The following is a 20132-nucleotide window of genomic DNA, read 5'->3' as shown; positions in this document are numbered from 1 at the left end:
TATTTACATGTAAAAGAAACAAAGTAAATGATTTGTTTAAATGTTGTAAGTCTCTAACTGTTGAGGGAGTGAGGTGGCGATTTAAAGAAGAGTTTAAGGGCTTGCAAACACATCAGTACAAGCCCTTCGCTCTGAATAGAGTTTTATTCGACGATTTCTATGCTGATATTATCAATAAAGAAGTCGCCACTTTTACCTTCATTTATTCCCCCTGTTAAAGGAATAAATAATTCACCTCGATAATTGACGTTTTGCGATTGCTCTACTGACCAATCTTGCTCGTCAAAAACAAGTTCGACGCGCTGCCATTGTTTACGTAATTCAGGATCATCAATCGTGCTCCATGGATACATGGCTTGCTCAAAACGATTTGCAAAGTAGCCATTGGCAATCATTCTAAATTTAATCCAGCGCCACTGATCAACACCAATATTTGACTTAATATCGAACGTAAGCTTAAATTGGCGGCCTTTGGCTTCACCGAATATCTGTGGAAAATTGTTTTCACTAAGGGTGATACCTGCAACTGCATTGCTAGGATCGCTTGCTCCGATAGTGCTGCCATCGAATAACATATGCAGGCCATATTCGCCTTCAAAGCTAGCTTCTGCAGTGACATTTAACTCTATGTTACTAGGGTTATTCCAATTGGATAACCATAATCCTAGAGTGCCAAGTTCGAAACCAGGATTGAGCTCTTGCAATAGGTTCTTATGAGGTGGTTTGACCGTTAGGCTGAAGCTTGCTGATGGCCCATTAACTGATGTCGCGCTAATGATTGTAGTACCTTGCTCTAATGCAGTGATTTTACCTTGAGTGTCAATGACGGCGACTGTGGTATCACTTGAGCTCCAATTCACCGTCAAATCTGAGGCATAACTTGGTAGAGCGGTAACGGTTGCTTGAAAGCTATTGCCTTGGGCAATCGATAGGTTGCCGTTGACTTGCAAACTCTCAACAGGGATGGGCTCAATATCATTATTGACGGTTAAAACCATAGAGCTAATGTGGCCACCATCGGTTGCATAAACAGCTTTGATGACATTATTTTGAGCCAATAGCTGCCTTGGCACTGGGATTTCTATGGCACCAAAGAAGGTATCTCGATCTGCTTGATCATAACCCGCCCAGTCATTAGGCACAGCGATCTTGACGTTATTAAAGAATAATTCCGGGATTTTGTTTTTACTTGGTGCCCTAGCAAGGCTCATTCGCAGAGATACGCTGTTATGAGCTGTACTATTTAGCTTACCAACATCAACATTATCTATATTAAAAATCGCTGCTTCATTAGCATTAATCGGCACAATGTGCTGATCACTATAGTAAAGCGAACGTTGATAAAAGTTCTCAGCTTTAATGCTGGCAGTCTTATTTAACGTCAGTTTAATCGTTTCCCCTGCTGCAATGGTAAAGCTGGGTAAAGTGGCCCCAACCAATTTGGTCGATTCGATGGTGTCATCGCTGTATAGCGCACCATCAATGTCGTTAAAAGCAATGCGTTCAGTGCGGATGGAGGTATAATTGACGCCCTCAATGGCTTCAATATTGAGTTGCACTTGTTTTGCTTGATCATCTTCTAAATTGGTTAGAATGATAAAAGTTTGATTATCATTAGTATAAGCAACTTGTTGCAGATCAGGGTCGTGAGAATGTATCGCTAAGCGTCGTCCTGCAACGTCTTTCCACATTTCAAAAAAGATCTGATTATGATTCGGCAGATAGTTTTCGGGATCGCTGCCATCAATAAATTGCCAACGATTAGGTGCACCGTTTATGCCAGCTACCAATTCTATTTTAGCTGGGTCAGGACGCCATAATGAAGCGTTGTAGGGATCACCATTGCCAATTTCAGGATCTTTCCAGTGCCATGCCGCAGTGCCAGTTAAGAATGGAATTGAAGTGAGGATCCTTTCCTCACGATTTAGGAGCTCAATCAACAGTTGGTTGATGGATCTGATACGAACACTGTTTGCCCAAGGGGAGTAGCTTGTATCATAATTTTCATCATTTTCATTTTTACCAGCAATAATACTGCCGTATTCAGAAATTGAATGAGGTTTAACGGTATCCCACTTAAAATGAGAGTAGGTTTCGATAAGATCCAGTGTGGCTTGTGAATTACTACCAGTTCTTTTGGTGTCTTGCCCTTGCCCCTGGTTAATGCCATTGTATAGATGGATAGAGAATGAGTCGGTATAATCACCTGCAGTATCCATATACATTTTCATTTCACTTTGCCAGTGGCCAAAATTATCACGCTCAAAGCTTGGCCATGCGGCAGCATAGCCCAACATTGACATTCCACTTAATGCTGGGCGTTCATCAAAGGCTTTACCAATTTCTTTTAACCAATTAGCGATTTCAGCACGAATGATGGAAGGTTCGCTCGATACGTTACTGTATTCGTCTTTCCAAATTTGAATGAATGGTTCATTCATAGGCTCCACAAATAAGGGGCGTGAGTTAGCATCAAAATAGTGCTCATAATAATCTGCAATCCAGCGGGCACCCTCTATAGCATTAGCACCAGGAACGATATAGCTTGGACCGCGTTCAGTATCAATGCGTCTATTATCGGCTAGCGGTTGATGAGGGTTACTGTAGTAAGCTTCAATATTTTTTGGCCCTTCAGCAATAGCAAACTCTGTCGCTGGGTATTGACCATCCCCCATTTTTTGCTTGGCAACAGATATACCACTCCAAAAGCCACGGCCATGGCTGACATTCCATTGTTTGGTATACAGTTCAATGTGTTCGGTGGGGTTGTCTTGTTGTAGGAAATTGGTGTGAATGTTAAAGAATTTTTTACGCTCTAATTCCCCAGAATTGGCAAAATATTGCTGCGAGTTTAGATTTACATAAATTTGCTCAGCGTTAGTATCAATTTCTTTATCAGACGAAGCTAATCCCTCGCCATAAACCAGTACTGCCAGAGTTCTTTCGATGGTGTCTTTGCCATCAGAGATGGTGTAGTGATATCTAATTACCTCAGATTCACCATCAGCAATCCCATCACTAAAGCTTGAAGGGGTAAAACTGATAGTGTTTTCGCCCACTATTGAACCTATAGTCGGACTGGCTTGTGCAAGCTGTATATCAACAACTACTAACGTGTCACTGTCTTGATCGAAGGTTCCTTCGAGTAAATCCACAACAAACTCAGGGTCTGACTCGGTGACGGTATAGGTTAAATTGCCATTATGTACTGGTGCAGAGTTTGGTATATAAATCTCAGAATTGGATTGGGTGTTTGTATCACTACCGCCACATGCTGCGATCATACACAGGGCAATAGAATTTAGAAGAAAGTGATTAACCCGTTTCATCTTTTGTACTCTTTATTATTCACAGGTGAAAGTAAATATTTACATTTAAATAATAAAAAGTAAACAATTAGTTGGGTTGCTGTTGTGTAATTGTGTTGTTTTATTCTAAGTCAAAATGATCAGTGTTGGAACAGTGGCTTGCTTGAACATTGAGCGGTTACTGTGCTGATTCAGTTTTATAAATATAATACACTGAATAATAAGTCTTTTTGTTTTGAAAAAATGGAGCCATTGTTGGCTCCATTGTTGCGCTGAGTAAATGACTAACAAATTAACGCGGACCATCCTTAGAAATGGCGCTGTTAACCGAGAGCACCATGGTACTCATTTGGCCGCCGTCGTCAGGGAAGACAGCGCTAACTGTGTTGCTTTGAGCCAGCAATTCCCTGGGTATTGGTACTGTTAAGGCCCCAAAGAAAGTATCTCTGTTAGCTTGATCGTAACCTGGCCAATCGTTGCCAACGTCAACTTTGATGCCATTGAAATATAGAGTGGGGGCTTTACTCTGCTCAGGTTTTCTGGCGAGACTTATTCTCAGAATAACTGAGTCTTGCAATTGCTTTGGGGCGGTGCCAAGATCAATATTGTCGAACTTAAACGTTATCGGTTGGTTTGCTTCTATTGGAATAATATGGCTATCACTGTAGTAGGTTTTACGTTGATAAAGCTGCTGTGGCACAGTGTCTTTATTGGCAATAAGAGTGAATTTAATGGTTTCTCCAGGTGCGATTGAAAATTCGGGTAACAAGCTATTTTGATTGCTGATTGTTGCTGAATGATCAGTGTAAACTGCGCCAACGGTATCATTAAAGCTGACACGCTCTGTGCGTAACTGCTGATAGCTTATCTCTTTTGCTTTATTAACGTTAAGCTGTACTTGCTTAGTGTGCTGGTCTTCTAAGTTAGTGATAATGATATAGCTATGTGTACCATGACTATAAGCGACTTGCTGCAGATCAGGATCCGCCGATGAAATAGCCAAGCGTCGACCTTGCACATCCTTCCACATTTCGAAGAATACTTGGTTATGGTTGGGTAAATAGTTGTTAGGATCATCTTTGTTGATGTAATCCCAGCGTCCATCTGCACCATCAGCACCTTGGATAAATTCGATCTTGTTGGGATCTGGTCGCCACAGAGAAGCATTATATGCATCACCATCACCAATGTTCGGACTCTGCCAATGCCAAGGGGCATTGTCTGTTAAAAATGGAATCGAAGTCAGGATACGCTCTTCACGGTTCAATAGCTCAATTAGGAATTGATTCATCGATTTAATGCGGATGGAATTGGCCCACTGGGAATACTTAGTATCATAGTGTTCATCGTTTTCATTTTTATTTTTAATGATGGTGCCATATTCAGTGATGGAGTGGGGTTTGACATAGCCCCATTTATAATGGGAATAGGTTTCAATCAGGTCTAGTGTTGCTTGAGCATTACTGCCGGTGCGCTTCGTGTGCTGGCCTTGCCCTTGATTAATGCCGTTGTATAAGTGGATAGAGATAGAATCGATATATTCACCAGCTACATCCATAAATAGTTTCATCTCTTGTTGCCAGTGTTTAAAATTTTCCCGTTCAAAACTTGGCCAAGCTGCAGCATAGCCTAGAACAGACATGTTTTTTAGCGCAGGACGCTCATCAATGGCTTTTCCCACTTCTTTAAACCAATTTACTAGTTTTAAACGAATGACCTCAGGATCTTTGGAAACATCATGATATTTGCCTTTCCAAATTTGTACGAAGGGCTCGTTCATTGGTTCAAAAAACAGTGGTCGGGATTCGTCATCGAAAAAATATTGGTAGTAGTCGGCAATCCAGCGAGCACCTTCTTTAGGGTCAGAGCCGGGCACCACATATCTTTCTCCACGGTCGGTATAAATAATGCGGTTGGTTGCATAATCCTTATATGGATGAGCATTGTGGCTGGCTAAATCGATGGCACCTTGTTCTTTAGCGTATGTTGTTGGTGGGTATACCGCTGCACCAAACTCACGACTTGATAACGCAATAGCGCTCCAAAAATCGCGGCCATGGCCAACGTTCCATTCGTTTAAGTATTTATCAATATGACTTGATGGAATGTGTTTACTGCGATGATAAAAATTGCCATGGACATTAAAGAATTTGTTGCGATTAAGGGAACCTGAATCGTCAAAAAACTGCTGGGAGCTCAAATCAACAAAAATATCTTGAGTTGTCTGCGCATTAACTTCTGCTGATTGAGTTGACAGGGGCAAATGATGAGAGGTGTAACTGCAGGCACTGACAATCGCTATAGTTACAGAGCTCAATAAAAATGGTTTTAGCCTATTCATGAAAAAACCCTGAGTTATTTATATATGAAAACGAATGTTTGCATTTAAATGTAGAAAAGTAAATGAATAGTTGTTAGGGTGTAACGAACTTGAGGGGGAGTTTGATAATAACTAATATACTCCAGTATTGAAATAAGATGCTGTATTTCAAATATAGAGAAAGTGCTCCTTCTGATGTCTTGAAACCAGCACTAGAGACTTACTATGACGTTTAACACTTTAAGCCATTTTAAAAAGCTAGCTGTAGCCCTAACTACGGCAACCACTCTTGTAGCATGCAGCAGTGATGCACCAGTAGCTCAATCCCCAAAAGCGCCTAAACACACCAATGTGGTACTCATTCTGATTGATGATCTTAGTCATTACGGAGTGACCGCTTATGGTGCCAATCGTTTACACAGCTACGATGGTGAGTTTACCAATAAAGAATTTTCTACCCCTGAAATTGATGCGTTAGCTCGTGAGGGCTTACGTATGGATAATGCTTTTGCTTATCCTATTTGTGAAAACACTCGTATCTCTTTAATGAGTGGTAAACGTAACGACAGAAACTATTTAAAGCCAAAGTCGCAGCATGAGTCAGACATTACTTTTGGTGATGCCTTTAAGCAAGCAGGTTACACTACAGGTTTATTTGGTAAATGGAAGCAAACCCGTGGCACCAAAGAGGTTAAAGGAAAAGACTATATCAGTCAATTTGGTTGGGATGACTACGCAGCGTTTGATGTGATTATGGAAGGCCAGCGTTACATTAACCCTAACCTAGTTATTAACGGCGAAGTCCATAATTATCGTGGTCGTAAAGATTTAGATCCGCAAACGGGTCGCCGCTGGTATGGCCCAGATATTGTTAATCGCCATGCGCTTAACTTTATTGAGAAGAATAAGGATAAGCCGTTTTTCTTGTACTACCCAATGATTTTAGTGCACGACGATCACAAACCTACACCGCACACTAAGCCGGACTCAATCTTTGATAATTTCCCTGAAACCGCTCAATACAACAATCAAGGTGGCGATGATCGTCAGTACTTCCCAGACATGATTGAATACATGAGTTTCCTTGTGGGCAAAGTGGTTGATAAGCTTGAAGAGCAGGGCGTCCGAGAAAATACGTTGATTGTGATTATGGGTGATAATGCCACCAAAGAGACCTTTGGCCATGTTATGCCGGATGATTCCATTTACCCTGGCCGTAAAGGCGGCAACGCTGATAATGGCTTGCATGTGCCACTTATTATCAACTACCCAGGGGTTGTGCCTGCATCGACAGATGGCAGCTACCGCAATTACCAAGGTTTGGTTAATTTAACTGATATCTACCCAACCATTGCAGAGGCAGCAGGCATTGCAATGCCAAGGGCAGAGCAAGTTGATGGCATTAGCTTCTGGGCGCAAGCCACAGGTGCCAATAAGAGCGAACATCGTGATCATATCTATACTTGGTTTATAGGAAATAACAGCTATAAGGATGTGGATGATGTTGGCATTATCTATGCCTTTAACAAAGACTTTAAACGCTATGCACCAAGTAAAGAGTTTCCACAGGGGCGTTTCTTTGATTTGCGCAGCGATCCACTTGAGCGTGTCGGCGAAACAATGATTGAAGCGAGATGGGGGGTCCGTCGTTACAGTGGCTTAGCACTAGATAGCTTAACCCCACAGCAGCAAGCTGCTTATGATAAGTTAGGTGAAATTATACAAGCAAACGTGGTCGAAAGAGTCACAGCGCTAAGTATTGATAATCCGCCACAGGTTCTGGCTGTTGGCGACACGGTAAAGCTTGATTATAGTGTGACCCCAGTAAATGCTAAGCGTGCTGGAGTGGTTTGGGTATCAGCAAATCCTGAAGTAGCCAGTGTTAATAAACTTGGTCAAGTGACAGCACATCAGCCAGGTCAAACCGATATTACTATCTACTCATGGGATGATGCTTACCCACTCTCAGCAAATCTGAAAAAGACATTTGATACTAGTGGTGTGTCAGCTAACATAACCGTGAAAGTGGACTAAATATAAGTCGTTTATAAAAAGGAAGCATTTGCTTCCTTTTTTTTGGTGAAGGATTAGCCATCCGATTGTTTGGAAAAACAATATGACAACAATTCCATTGTTGTTGTTTGGTAAATGTTATAGATTATAGATCGTATATGAAATTGTATTTTGATATGTGAAATTTGCGGCGTTAGTTATGGGTTCATCAACTTTCCTGCAAAAGAAGCGTGAATAAGGTTGACGGACAGGAATTTATGAGCGATCAGCACACTACACACCGAAGAAAAAACCCTTTATCGGGTAAGTGGGTATTAGTTTCCCCGCACCGAAATAATCGCCCTTGGAGTGGTGCAACTGAAACCCCTTCAATTCAGAGTTTACCCGATTATGAGCAAACTTGCCCGTTATGCCCTGGCAATACTCGTGCTAATGGTGAGCAAAATCCGAGCTATTCGGCCACTCATGTTTTCAATAATGATTTCGGCGCAATTATAGAAAACTTAGATCCTACACCAACAAGCCCAGCCCCTCATTTTATTGAGCAACATGTCACTAATGGTGAATGTCGAGTGATGTGCTTTTCTCCTAACCACAACCAGACCTTGGCTCAGATGAGTAAAGTGCAAATTCTGGCAGTGGTTAAAGAGTGGCAGAGACAATATCAAGAACTGAGTAAAACCTATAATTGCGTTCATATTTTTGAAAATAAGGGTGAAATTATGGGTTGCTCACAACCTCACCCACATGGGCAAATTTGGGCTCATGACCATTTGTCGAGCGAAGTTGAAACAGAAAATGCGCGCTTAGCTGACTACTATGCTGAGCATGGGAGTAACCTACTCGCAGATTACATTTCCTTTGAGCAGCAACAGGCCAGCCGCATCATTTTTGAAAATGAATCATGGTTGGTGGTTGTTCCCTATTGGGCAGCATGGCCGTTTGAGACGCTGTTAATTTGTAAAGTAGAAGCCGTTTCTTTTGATGACCTAAGCGAGGCTGATATGCACGGGTTGAGTGAGGCTTTACAGATATTAACAGTCAAATATGACAATGTATTTAATTGTAATTTTGCTTACTCTATGGGTTGGCATAACGCGCCCAATAATATTGAAAACAAGCAGCATTGGCGTTTACATGCGCACTTCTATCCTCCTTTATTACGCTCAGCCAGTATTAAAAAACATATGGTTGGTTATGAAATGTTAGGCGAACCACAGCGAGACTTAACACCAGAACAAGCGGCAGAAATATTAAAAGCAGCCAGTACGACACATTATTTAAGAGGTTAAACCATGCAAGCTAAAGCAGTAGAAGCGTTTAAAGCTATTTTTAATGCCGAACCAGAAGGTCGAATTATTGCCCCTGGACGGGTTAATTTAATCGGGGAACATACTGATTATAACGATGGTTTTGTGTTTCCAGCGAGTATCAATTTTAATGCTCAGGTTTATTATAAACTGCGTGGTGATTCTACCTTGGTTGTTTGCTCTGAAATGTACCCAGGGGAAATCGAACGTTTTGACCTAGATGCAGATATTCGTCATGGTGACAGTCAATGGGGCAATTACATAAGGGCAATGGCATTTGCTTTGAAAAATGAGGGACACAAGCTTCAAGGTGTTGAGCTTTATATTACTAGCGATGTGCCTCAGGGCAGTGGTTTATCGTCTTCTGCGGCATTAGAAGTGGCGATAGCAGGCATGTTTGATAAGACCAATCAGCTCAATCTCAGTAAAGATAAAATTGCTCAACTAAGCCAGTATGCTGAGAATGCGTTTATGGGATGTCAATGTGGTATTATGGATCAGCTTATCTCAGCTAAAGGGATTGCTAATCATGCATTAGCGATTGACTGCTTGGATCTTTCCTCACAAGCGGTCGCGATCCCAAAAGATTGGTCAATAGTAATTATCAATTCTAATTACCCACGGAAATTAGTCGATAGCGAGTACAATCAGCGTCGTCAAGATTGTGAACAGGTCGCCGCCACATTAGCTGTAAAGAGTCTTAGGTTCGCCGATATGAGCTTATTGGACTCTTTTAAAGGGCAATTAACAGAGGTGCAGTACCGTCGTGCACGTCATGTGATCACTGAAAATGCTCGAGTTCAGGCTGCGGTCGTGGCACTGCAAAATGCCGATTTAGCCGCAATGAAAGAATTGATGCAGGCCAGCCATGCATCTTTAAGAGATGATTTTGAGGTTACCGTACCTGCCACTGATGGTTTAGTCGAGATCTGTAATAAAGCCCTCAACGGTAATGCGGCGGTGAGAATGACGGGTGGCGGCTTTGGTGGAGCGATTGTGTGCCTTTGTGAAGATAAAGATGTGGCAACGTTAAAAGATGCCGTTGAGAATAATTATGAATCAACATTTGGCTTGATTGCAGACTTCTATACCTGTAAAAGTACAGATGGATTAACTTACGATTAATAACAAGGCCACTTGCCTTTTTATATTACTAAATAAAAAATTATAAAAAAGAGGTTACGGATGAATTTATCCTCCTTAGATATTTCAGTGTTTGTCTTTTATGTACTAGCGCTAATTGGTATTGCTTACTGGGTATCAAGAGAGAAGCCTGGACATGATAAGGATGCTGGCGATTACTTTCTTGCTGGTAAATCATTGCCTTGGTGGGCCATTGGCGCTTCATTGATTGCTGCAAACATTTCTGCCGAGCAAATTATTGGAATGTCAGGTTCAGGCTATGTTCTCGGTTTAGCTATTGCTTCATACGAATGGATGGCGGCACTTACCTTAATTTTGGTGGGGAAATATTGTTTACCTATTTTCTTGGAAAAGAAAATATACACCATGCCACAATTTTTAGAGCAGCGTTTCGACAGCCGAGTAAAAACGGTCATGGCGGTATTCTGGTTAGGCGTATATGTATTTGTCAATTTAACTGCGGTATTGTGGCTAGGTGCTCTTGCGATTAATACTATCACTGGCGTAGATGTAACCTATGCAATGATTTTCTTAGGCGCATTTTCGCTTGCTTATTCCTTATATGGTGGCCTTAAAGCCGTAGCCTTTACTGATATTATTCAAGTTGTGTTACTCATTATTGGTGGCTTGTTCTTATCCTATGTTTCTCTAAATATGATTTCTGATGGTGCCGGGGTGATGGCTGGATTTAGCACCCTGACGACAGCGTTACCAGAGAAGTTTGACATGATTTTGGCCAAAGACAGTCCTTTTTATAATGATCTTCCGGGGTTGTCGGTGTTGATTGGCGGTATGTGGATCATGAACATCTCTTATTGGGGTTTCAATCAGTACATTATCCAAAGAACGTTGGCTGCGAAAAGTCTTGAAGAAGGGCAAAAGGGTATAGTATTTGCAGCTTTTTTAAAGCTTTTGATGCCTCTTATTGTGGTGCTTCCTGGCATTGCAGCAGTTATATTAGCCCCAGATCTAGAGCGTGCTGATCAGGCTTACCCAACTCTGATGGCAATTATGCCTGAAGGACTTCGCGGTCTGGTTTTCGCGGCACTTGTGGCAGCGATTGTTTCTTCGCTGGCTTCTATGACTAACTCTGTGGCGACTATTTTCACAATGGATCTATATAAGAATGTTGCTAAACAACAATCTGAATCTCACTTTGTGAAAGTAGGACGTATTGTCAGCGTACTTGCTTTGATTGTGGCAATGGTTGTTGCCCAACCATTGCTGGGGCAATTTGATCAGGCATTCCAGTACATTCAAGAGTTTACCGGATTTTTCACACCAGGTATCGTGGTACTGTTCTTATTTGGTATGTTCTGGTCTAAAACTACCGCCAATGGGGCTCTAGCGGCGGCGCTGGGTTCAGCGGTATTCTCTTTAACCTTTAAGTTATGGTGGCCAGAGTTGCCGTTTATGGATCGCGTTGGTTTAGTATTTTTACTATGCAGTTTCGTCATTGTGCTGATGTCATTGCTTAAGCCAGCAAGTTCGCAATCTGCTATGCAAGCGGTGCAACTTAATAAAATTAACTTTACCACCACGACGAGCTTCAATTTATCGGCAATCGCAGTATTTTTGATCCTTTGTGGTCTGTATGCGACATGGTGGTAAATTAAGTTAGCTAATAGAAATGATAAACAAGGTGCTTAGGCACCTTGTTTGGTTTTGCAAGATGTACTAATTCGAGGGAACATGAATACGATTACCTTACAGGATGAGTTTGCTGTAGTGACCATTGCGCCTGAGCTAGGGGCTAGGATACTTTGTTATCGGCATCGAAGCCACAGTAACCAAGATTGGGTTGATATTGTACCAAACGCCATTGCTGAGCCAGAGCAATTAACCAACACCGCTTTTCCCTTAGTACCTTTTAGTAATCGAATTAAGGATGGTCAGTTTAATTGGCAAGGGCAAGCCATTACTTTGATGGCTAATTTAGCCTCAGAACCCCATGCTATCCATGGTCATGGTTGGCAGCAAAACTGGCAAATAAGCACTCAGTCAAGGGATTCTCTAGAGTTAATATTTAGTTATAAAGCAGCGGACTGGCCCTTTAGTTACCAATGCAAATATTTTTTTAAATTGGTCAATGGAAATTTAACTCAAACCCTGACACTCAAAAATACCGGATCAGCAGCAATGCCGTTTGGGTTGGGCTTTCATCCTTATTTTATAAGGACCGATAAAGTTAACTTACAAGCCCAAACCACAGGCATGTGGCACGTTGACGAGGCGGTGCTGCCAAGTTATTGGCAGCCGACATCAGAGGCCTTTAGTTTTAATCAAGGGGCTCAAATTTCATCGACACAGCTTGATAATCTATTTACTGGGTTGAGCTCAAATATTGTGATTAATTGGCCAGAGTTTGCCAAGTCATTAACCATTAAATGCAGCGACAACTGTAAATTTATGGTGGTTTATTCACCTCTAGATGCAGGTTATTTCTGTGTCGAGCCGGTGACTCAAACCAGCAATGCCTTCAATGCTGATATAGAACTGGGTAAAAATGAGTATGGAGTTTTACAAGCCAATGAAACTGATAAAATTGATATGCACTTTTTAATTAACTGATTATTAAAAATTGAGATCTAATCCTTAAGCCAGAGGGCATGAAAATGCTATACTCTGGCTTTATTTTTTTTTGACGTTTAAAAGGTAGCTAGGTAGTGACTGATCTTAAGCACCATGCCAAATTTTCTATCGCCCCAATGTTAGATTGGACCGATAGACACTATCGTTATTTTGCCCGTTTAATGACTAAGCAAACTTTGTTGTATACCGAAATGGTAACTACAGGGGCGATTCTTTTCGGTAAGGGTGATTACCTAGCTTATAACGAAGCGGAGCACCCATTAGCCTTGCAATTGGGTGGTAGCGATCCAGAGGCGTTAGCTAAGTGTGCCAAAATTGCCGCCGAGCGCGGTTATGACGAAATTAACTTAAACGTAGGTTGCCCATCAGATCGTGTCCAAAACGGTAAGTTTGGTGCCTGCTTAATGGCCGAGCCATCCTTAGTGGCAGATTGTGTCAAGGCTATGCGTGATGCGGTAGATATCGATGTGACCGTTAAAACCCGCATCGGTATTGATGATCAGGATTCCTATCAATTTTTAACCAACTTTGTTGATGAAGTTCAAGCTGCTGGCTGTGATCGCTTTATCGTTCATGCCCGCAAGGCTTGGTTACAGGGGTTAAGCCCGAAACAAAACCGTGAGATCCCTGAGCTAGATTACCCTAGGGTTGCGCAACTAAAGCAGGATTACTCAGATCTGCATGTCAGCATTAATGGCGGTATTACTAGCTTTGATATGATTAGCGAACAGTTACAGCACCTTGATGGCGTAATGGTGGGGCGTGAGGCTTACCAAAATCCATTTATGCTGGCACAAGTTGACTCTAAGGTGTTTGGCTTAGCAGATCCTGTGCAAACCCGCGAACAAGTGGTTGAGTTGATGTTGCCATACATTGAAGCCCACTTAGCTGCTGGTGGCCGACTGAACCATGTGGCAAGGCATATGATTGGCTTGTATCAAGGTATTAATGGAGGCCGACGTTGGCGTCGTCATTTATCTGAGCACGCCCATAAGGCAGGTGCTGGTCTTGAGGTGTTAACCCAAGGGGTAGAAATTATGGCTCAGTACCAAGCTGAAAGCCAAGCTCAAGCAGAACAATAACCGCTGCAGAACTTGGGCTAAAAAAGCCTACTAAAAATTAGTCAAATTTACTAAAGGCGATAGTGATTTTAACTATCGCCTTTTTTGTTGGTATTTTTTCTTCTTGTTTAAGCTTTGATTAAGTTGTTGATTTTTAATGATTGTTTTCGTTTTTTGTATATTTGGCACAGGTATTGAAATACCTATGGTGTCATTGATTGAGAGGACAGAAAAATGAACACAGTTAAAACAGTTACTTTAGCAGCACTAATTGGCCTTATGGCTCTAGCTCCAAAAGCATATGCGGTGGATGTGGATTTAGTCATGACTCAACTAGAGCAAGCGCTTCAGGCTCAGTTAGATAATGCATTTTTTGCTGCACAGGCTGAAATTAGTCTAGAAATTAGCGAGCAACTTGAGCAATTAGGCTTTGTTGACTCAGCGCAAGCACAAACCGAAGAGCAAGCTGAGGAACAACAATAATGTTTTTAAGCTTTCTTTTAAGTGCCACCATGCCAATTATTGGTGGCGCCATCTGCGCTTATTTACTATCGGTTAAATCGGTTACACAAGGAGTTTAAGATGACAATTTATAAAGATCCGAGCTCAGGCGTATTTATGGGGGTGATTGCTGGCTTAGCTAATCACTGGCAAGTACCAAGATTATGGCTACGTATTGCAGCGGTAGTGCTGCTTGTGAGTATGCCAGAAGTTACTGCCCTTGCTTATATTATTGCTGGCCTTTGTATGCCAAACAGACTATCAAGATTAAGAGATTAACATCATGTTTAAGTGGTTATTTATTTTAATGTTGGTAGGTTTCTTTGTGAGTTCAGGCAGTGTGATTTGGGCACTATTAGCAAGCAGCGTCACATTTATTATCCTAGTGCCGCTGCTTATTATCGGGTTTATCAGTCTTGTTGTCGGCCTAACCTTGAGTATTGGTTGTATTAACTTTTAAGAAATGCCGCAAAGGCTTGCTTAGCGGCATCTGACTGCAAACATTGAGCAAAAATATCCAATTCATTATTCATGGTGGTGTTGATTGCTTTTTGAGTATTCATTTTTAATAACGCTTTGGTCAACATCAGCGCTTCGGTTGGTTTTTGTGCCAATTGCTCTGCAACATTCTGAGCTTTAGATAGTAGATCTGATGGGTCAACTAAATAATTTACTAACCCTAAGTCCCTTGCTTGTTCACCAGAGAAAGGTGTTCCAAGTAATAACAGCTCACTGGCTTTGTGGTGACCGACTAAATTGGGAAGCAATAAACTTGAAGCCGCTTCAGGTACCAGACCGAGATTGGTAAAAGGGAGTTGCAGTTTGGCGCAAGGAGTGGCCACAACTAAATCACAATGAAGCAGTAATGTGGTGCCAATTCCGACAGCCGCCCCCGCGATGGCGGCAACTGCAGGTTTAGCAAAATTACTCAGCTTATATAAAAACTTAATGGTGGGATGATTGCTATCAAAAGCACCAGAATTAAGGAAGTCTTTAATATCGTTTCCAGCGGTAAAACAGTTTTCTTGGCCTTGAATAATTACTGCTTTTATTGAGCTATCAGTTTCTGCTTTTATAAGGTATTCTGTTAGTTCTTGATACATCAAGGTACTGATAGCATTACGCTTTTCAGGCCTGTTAAGGGTGATAATCGCCACCCCATTTTTAGTTGTATAAATGATATTAGACATAACAAATTCCCTCTTTTTTATTGGAGTGTAAGCCATTGAAACTTATTTTCAAACAATTGTTTAACATTTGCCTGTTGTCTTTAGTGAGTTTTGTTGCGTTAGCTGAAGGGATTACCGTAACAAAAGCTTACTCTAATGCAATGCCTAAAAGTGTTCCTAATGGTGCCGCTTATATGCGAATTAATAACCATACTGCAACGGACATTACTTTAGAGTCGGCGGTTGCCGATATTGCCAAAGTAGAAATTCATACCATGGTGAGTCATGATGGCTTAATGAGTATGGAACAGCTTGAAGCTATAGGCATTGCGGCAAATTCAAGCTTTGAATTAAAACCAGGTGGGGTACATTTGATGCTATTAGGGTTAAAAAAGCCACTGATAGCTGGGGAAAGTTTTGATGTCAGACTAAAGTTTAATAATGGTCAGACTTTGTTGGTTAATGTAGAGATTGCGCAGTCAATGCAGCATCATCACGGGCATCACTAGGATAATTTATGAGTAGAGCAAAGTTAATTGCGGCAGCAGTGAGTGGTATTTTTATACTATTGTTAGCAATCAGTAGTTATTGGAGTAATACTCCAGATGTCATTGAGCGTAATAAGTTACTGCCACCGCCCAATAGTAATGTCGTAGGCTTCGCCACCACCACTTCTTTAATTTTCACTACCCAAGAATTGCTTGATAAGCCAGGTGGCTATCTATCGAATGATATTCTGCCGCCATCGGTGATGATGGATAATATGCCTGCTTTTGAGTTTGGCGCGTTAGAGCAGATAAGAGATTTAGCGTTAATTATGCGTAAAGAGTTTAGTCGCAGTCAGTCCCAATCGATAGAGGATGTCGATCTTGCTAAAGCACAACCTAAGCTTAACGCCGACCACAAGCGTTGGGCCTTTCGAAGTGCTGAAAGCGAATACTATGACGCAATTGGCTATTTACTCGATTATCGAAGTAAGATTAGTGACCCAGCAACTAATGCCCAATTTTATGCTAGAGCTGATAATCTTACCCAATGGTTAGCCCTGGTTCAAAATCGCTTAGGTTCATTATCAGCAAGGTTAGCAGCCAGCGTTGGCCAGCAAAAAATTAATACCGATTTAGCAGGTGAATCTGCAGCAAAACAGTCTACGCCTAGTCCCGCTGAGCTTGCTTATAAAACACCCTGGATGAAGATTGATGATGTATTTTATGAGGCTCGTGGGGCCAGCTGGGCACTTTTAAACTTTCTTAAAGCTGTAGAGATTGATTTTGTAGACGTGCTTGAAAGGAAAAATGCTAGAATTTCTTTACAGCAAATTATTCGAGAATTAGAAGCGACCCAAGATACCGTTTGGAGCCCTATGGTCTTAAACGGCTCCGGATTCGGTATTATGCCTAACCACTCATTAGTCATGGCAAACTATATTTCCCGGGCTAATGCGGCAGTTATTGACCTTAACCAACTTTTAACCCAAGGGTAGTCATGAAGCATTTAAAATTATCAGCACTCGTTATAGGGGCCACAATGGCCACTTCTGTAAACGCCGATAGCCTCAGTTTTAAGGTTGGTTTAGACGCTTGGAATCCCCAGTCTAATTTAGCTTTTGGTGAGGTGCCAAATCTGGGTAATCCTGATGCCACTTTACAAGCTTTCAACACCGACAAAAAATGGTCTGGTACGGCTTACTTAGCGGTAGAGCATTTTATCCCGCTTATACCTAACTTTATGATCCGTCAAAATGAAATTGAGGTCGCGGGCAGTGCATTAGTGAATAATTGGAAATTTGCCGATTACCCTTTTGTTAATCAGAATGTTGCAGCGGATATGGATGCATCAAGCACCGATATTGTGCTTTATTACGAGCTGATCGATAAAGTACTCGGTTTAGGTATTTTTGAAGTAGATTTAGGTGTTAATTACCGCAAATATAAAGGTGCTTTACGTGCCACCCCTATTGGTGGGGTAGACGATGGACGTCGTGTTGAGCGTAGCTTCACTGACGGTGTCATTATGGGCTATGTTGCGGCTAAGGCGCACATTCCAGGAATTGGCCTGTACGGCTTTGTGGATGGCTATGTGGGGGCGAATGCTGGCACCCATACGGACTATCAGGTTGGCTTAGGTTGGGCTTTCACAGAAGATGAAGACCTAAAAGTAAAAGTCGGTTACCGCAACATGAAAATTGACAGTAATGATTTGTCAAAGCTGAGACTGAACACAGAACTCGATGGTGTATTTGCGGGAATTGAATTGAGATTATAGTAAACAGTTTATGAAAAAAAGGGCTTTGAAGTATTGCTTCAGAGCCCTTTTTTTATGCTCAGTGTCCCTTAACCATAAACTGTGTGTGCTAACCAAAGTGTCATAATGTAACCAATGGCATAGCAAAACAGTAACGCAGGGAAATAGCGTAAGTAACTTACAAAGGTCAGCTCTTTGATTTTGCTCATGGCAATAATGCCTGCTGCAGAACCAATAACTAGTAGTGAACCACCCACTCCAACAGAGTACGTCAATCCCAACCATTCAGCAGTGGTGAGTACCGGTTCTGCTTTTAATAGGGCTGCAGTTAATGGCACGTTGTCTAGAATTGCAGAGCCAACTCCGGCAACAAAGTTTGAAATATCTGGGTGATGAGAAGCATAGATTGCTGCTAATAAATCCAGAGTACCAATTTCTTTAAGCATGCCAACGAGCAATAAAATACCTAAGAAGAACAGTAAGGTGTCATACTCTACCTGACGAATATACTCTAAAATTTTAAGCTCTTCTTTTTTAGAGTGGTTAAATTGACCGATCAAAAACATAATCGACAGACCGGTTAAGAAGGTAAGTACAGGGGGGACTTGGTATAAGATATTTAACACCATCGTTGACATAATAGTCAGTAAGAAGGTGATACCAATGATGATGTCAATATGGGTAAAGCGACTCGGAGCTGGGGTTGTAGTGACAACGCCTGTGGCACCCTTAGAGAAAATAAGGGCCAGAATCATCACACTAAATGCAGCCGGTAAGGTCAAGATCAATAATTGCGCCATATTGAGGTGACCTTTTAAGAAGATCATCAATGTGGTGACATCACCAGTAATCAAGGCTACGCCGCCAGAGTTTACCGCAAAGATAATTAAAATGGCCATGCGTCTGCGGGTGCGCTTATCAAGGTCGAAAGTTGTTAGCAGTCCTAAGGAGACCAAGGTAGCGGTTACGTTGTCACAAATAGCCGATAACACCAGCGCAAAGCCAGCTACTTGCCACATTAACATCCTAACTGATACTTTTTGCGGAAATAAAGTTTGAACGAGAGCTTGGATCATACCTTTTGCATTGAGGTAGGCAACAAAGGTCATAGTTGACATCAAGAACAGCCATAATGTGGCAATCTCAAGCAGGTTCTCATTAAGCTCATAAATTATTTTGGGCGTGTGATTGGTAAATGAAGCATCAATAAATAGCGCGAGCCAAGATACACACCCAAAAAAGAGTGTTGTTTTAGCTTTATTGATATGGGTGACTTCTTCAAAAACCACGCTAAGCAAAGCGAGTACGGCCAAGGAGATAAGAAACAGTTCAAACATAGCTCTGTTGAATCCTTTTTGTTCTTATTTAAAAGTGAATTTTAAGACCGCGGCAGTATAAGGGCTAAGGATTCTGATTGAAATTGGTTTTTTTTCACTTACCACCTATAGGTAAGTTAGCCAGAAGTAGTGTACTTCTGGCTAAATCCAGAATTTAATAAAGAGGGGCGTCTTGTGGATTAGGGCGGGTTTTGAAGCGTCGATGTAACCACATGTATTGACTAGGGTTTTGCATGATAAGTTGCTCAATAACTTTATTGCCACGGGTGGCATCCTCAATCTCATCAGTACCTGGGAAATTTTCCAATGGAGCAGCAATATTAATCCGGTAGCCAGAATCATCGTCGTTACGCTCTACAAAAAATGGCAACACTTTAGCTTTTCCAAGTTTAGCTAGGCTCGTAGCCGCAGTGATAGTGGCGGCTTGTTCTACAGCAAATAGGGGGATAAATACTGCGGTAGAGCGGCCAAAATCTTGATCGGCGGTATACCAGACGACATTTTTTTGGCGAAGCGCCTTAATCATGTCCCGAACATCACGCTTGGAAACCAAGGCTTTATTAGAGCGCAGGCGGCCACGCACCTGCAGATATTCCATAACAGGGTTATCATGGGGGCGATACACCCCAACTCCCGGATGGAATTGACCAAAAATGCGGGCGCCCATTTCTAGGGGTAAACAGTGCACTGCAAACAACAACACACCATGGCCATCATTAATGGCCTGCTCAACGTGTTGCTGCCCCTCAATTTTCATGTGTTTTTGAATGCGCTTATTTGACCAAGACCATGCATTCACGGTATCAAAAATGGCTTTTCCCGTTTGTTCAAAATTCTGCTTCAGTAGTTTTTCGCGCTGTTGCTCGCTCATTTCAGGAAAGCACAGTTCAAGATTACGCTTGGCAACCTTCGAGCGTCTTGGAATATATCTAAGGGCAAGCCGACCAATACCTGCGCCAATTTTCATCTGGGTTTTGATAGGCAACAAGCTTAATAGTGAGGTAACCGCAACCCCTAGCCAAATTCCCCAGTACTTAGGTTTTAATAAACTCAGTTTAAATTGTGCGTGTTGAACCACTTTTGGTTACTCTTTATAACTTTAAAACAAAGATTGTACCCTAAATCTGATAACCT

General features: G+C 41.8%; 17 protein-coding genes. 12 read left to right on the top strand and 5 right to left on the bottom strand.

All coding sequences use genetic code 11. The features are described from left to right. Positions 1–143: 143 nt before the first annotated feature. Positions 144–3329 carry an Ig-like domain-containing protein gene (locus tag GFB48_RS15475; RefSeq protein WP_163937822.1) on the bottom strand — a complete coding sequence of 1062 codons (3186 nt, stop codon included), beginning with the start codon at positions 3327–3329 and terminating at the stop codon, positions 144–146. A 271-nt stretch (positions 3330–3600) separates the two neighbouring features. Continuing rightward, positions 3601–5649, bottom strand: coding sequence for a hypothetical protein (locus GFB48_RS15470; protein WP_163937819.1), 2049 nt, complete (start codon positions 5647–5649; stop codon positions 3601–3603). Between the two features lie 204 nt (positions 5650–5853). Here GFB48_RS15470 and GFB48_RS15465 point away from each other — a divergent pair, with 204 nt between their 5' ends. From GFB48_RS15465 to GFB48_RS15425, 9 genes are all read left to right on the top strand, one after another. Continuing rightward, positions 5854–7662 (top strand): sulfatase-like hydrolase/transferase, encoded by a 1809-nt coding sequence (locus GFB48_RS15465; RefSeq protein ID WP_163937816.1) that lies wholly within the window; start codon positions 5854–5856, stop codon positions 7660–7662. Between the two features lie 236 nt (positions 7663–7898). Next, complete coding sequence (locus tag GFB48_RS15460) at positions 7899–8933, top strand: UDP-glucose--hexose-1-phosphate uridylyltransferase (protein WP_163937812.1); 1035 nt, start codon at positions 7899–7901, stop codon at positions 8931–8933. Between the two features lie 3 nt (positions 8934–8936). After that, a complete protein-coding gene (gene galK / locus GFB48_RS15455; RefSeq protein ID WP_163937810.1) occupies positions 8937–10076 on the top strand; it encodes a galactokinase in 1140 nt (379 codons plus the stop codon). Positions 10077–10136: 60 nt separating this feature from the next. Then, positions 10137–11705, top strand: coding sequence for a sodium/sugar symporter (locus GFB48_RS15450; protein WP_163937807.1), 1569 nt, complete (start codon positions 10137–10139; stop codon positions 11703–11705). 81 nt (positions 11706–11786) lie between these two features. Then, a complete protein-coding gene (locus GFB48_RS15445; RefSeq protein ID WP_163937804.1) occupies positions 11787–12665 on the top strand; it encodes an aldose 1-epimerase in 879 nt (292 codons plus the stop codon). A 95-nt stretch (positions 12666–12760) separates the two neighbouring features. Next, the gene (dusA, locus tag GFB48_RS15440) at positions 12761–13768 is read left to right on the top strand and encodes a tRNA dihydrouridine(20/20a) synthase DusA (RefSeq protein ID WP_256377998.1); all 1008 of its coding nucleotides are present in this window, start codon (positions 12761–12763) and stop codon (positions 13766–13768) included. Positions 13769–13981: 213 nt separating this feature from the next. Further along, positions 13982–14230, top strand: coding sequence for a hypothetical protein (locus tag GFB48_RS15435; RefSeq protein ID WP_163937800.1), 249 nt, complete (start codon positions 13982–13984; stop codon positions 14228–14230). A gap of 99 nt (positions 14231–14329) precedes the next feature. Continuing rightward, positions 14330–14527 (top strand): PspC domain-containing protein, encoded by a 198-nt coding sequence (locus tag GFB48_RS15430; RefSeq protein WP_163937797.1) that lies wholly within the window; start codon positions 14330–14332, stop codon positions 14525–14527. A 4-nt stretch (positions 14528–14531) separates the two neighbouring features. Then, positions 14532–14708 (top strand): hypothetical protein, encoded by a 177-nt coding sequence (locus GFB48_RS15425; RefSeq protein ID WP_163937794.1) that lies wholly within the window; start codon positions 14532–14534, stop codon positions 14706–14708. Here GFB48_RS15425 and GFB48_RS15420 read toward each other — a convergent pair. Continuing rightward, a complete protein-coding gene (locus tag GFB48_RS15420) occupies positions 14698–15438 on the bottom strand; it encodes an enoyl-CoA hydratase-related protein (RefSeq protein ID WP_163937791.1) in 741 nt (246 codons plus the stop codon). The genes GFB48_RS15425 and GFB48_RS15420 overlap by 11 nt on opposite strands. A 35-nt stretch (positions 15439–15473) precedes the next feature. Here GFB48_RS15420 and GFB48_RS15415 point away from each other — a divergent pair, with 35 nt between their 5' ends. The 3 genes from GFB48_RS15415 to GFB48_RS15405 are packed head-to-tail and all read left to right on the top strand — an operon-like array spanning position 15474 to position 17682. Then, the gene (locus tag GFB48_RS15415; RefSeq protein ID WP_163937788.1) at positions 15474–15926 is read left to right on the top strand and encodes a copper chaperone PCu(A)C; all 453 of its coding nucleotides are present in this window, start codon (positions 15474–15476) and stop codon (positions 15924–15926) included. Positions 15927–15934: 8 nt separating this feature from the next. Beyond that, entirely contained in the window at positions 15935–16900 is a 966-nt protein-coding gene (locus GFB48_RS15410) for a DUF2333 family protein (RefSeq protein ID WP_163937785.1), read from the top strand. A 2-nt stretch (positions 16901–16902) separates the two neighbouring features. After that, complete coding sequence (locus GFB48_RS15405) at positions 16903–17682, top strand: TIGR04219 family outer membrane beta-barrel protein (RefSeq protein ID WP_256377997.1); 780 nt, start codon at positions 16903–16905, stop codon at positions 17680–17682. A gap of 68 nt (positions 17683–17750) precedes the next feature. On the opposite strand, the gene nhaD is transcribed toward GFB48_RS15405, so the two are convergent. Both nhaD and GFB48_RS15395 read right to left on the bottom strand, forming a co-directional pair. Beyond that, entirely contained in the window at positions 17751–18998 is a 1248-nt protein-coding gene (gene nhaD, locus GFB48_RS15400) for a sodium:proton antiporter NhaD (protein ID WP_163937780.1), read from the bottom strand. 154 nt (positions 18999–19152) lie between these two features. Further along, on the bottom strand, positions 19153–20076 hold the full coding sequence (locus tag GFB48_RS15395; RefSeq protein WP_163937777.1) for an LpxL/LpxP family Kdo(2)-lipid IV(A) lauroyl/palmitoleoyl acyltransferase: 924 nt from the start codon (positions 20074–20076) through the stop codon (positions 19153–19155). Positions 20077–20132: the final 56 nt, after the last annotated feature.

It is taken from the genome of Paraferrimonas sp. SM1919, assembly GCF_010993985.1.
Classification (GTDB): domain Bacteria; phylum Pseudomonadota; class Gammaproteobacteria; order Enterobacterales; family Shewanellaceae; genus SM1919.
The sequence above is the reverse complement of the archived record's forward strand: the minus strand, read 5'-3'. Positions and strand labels throughout refer to the sequence as shown.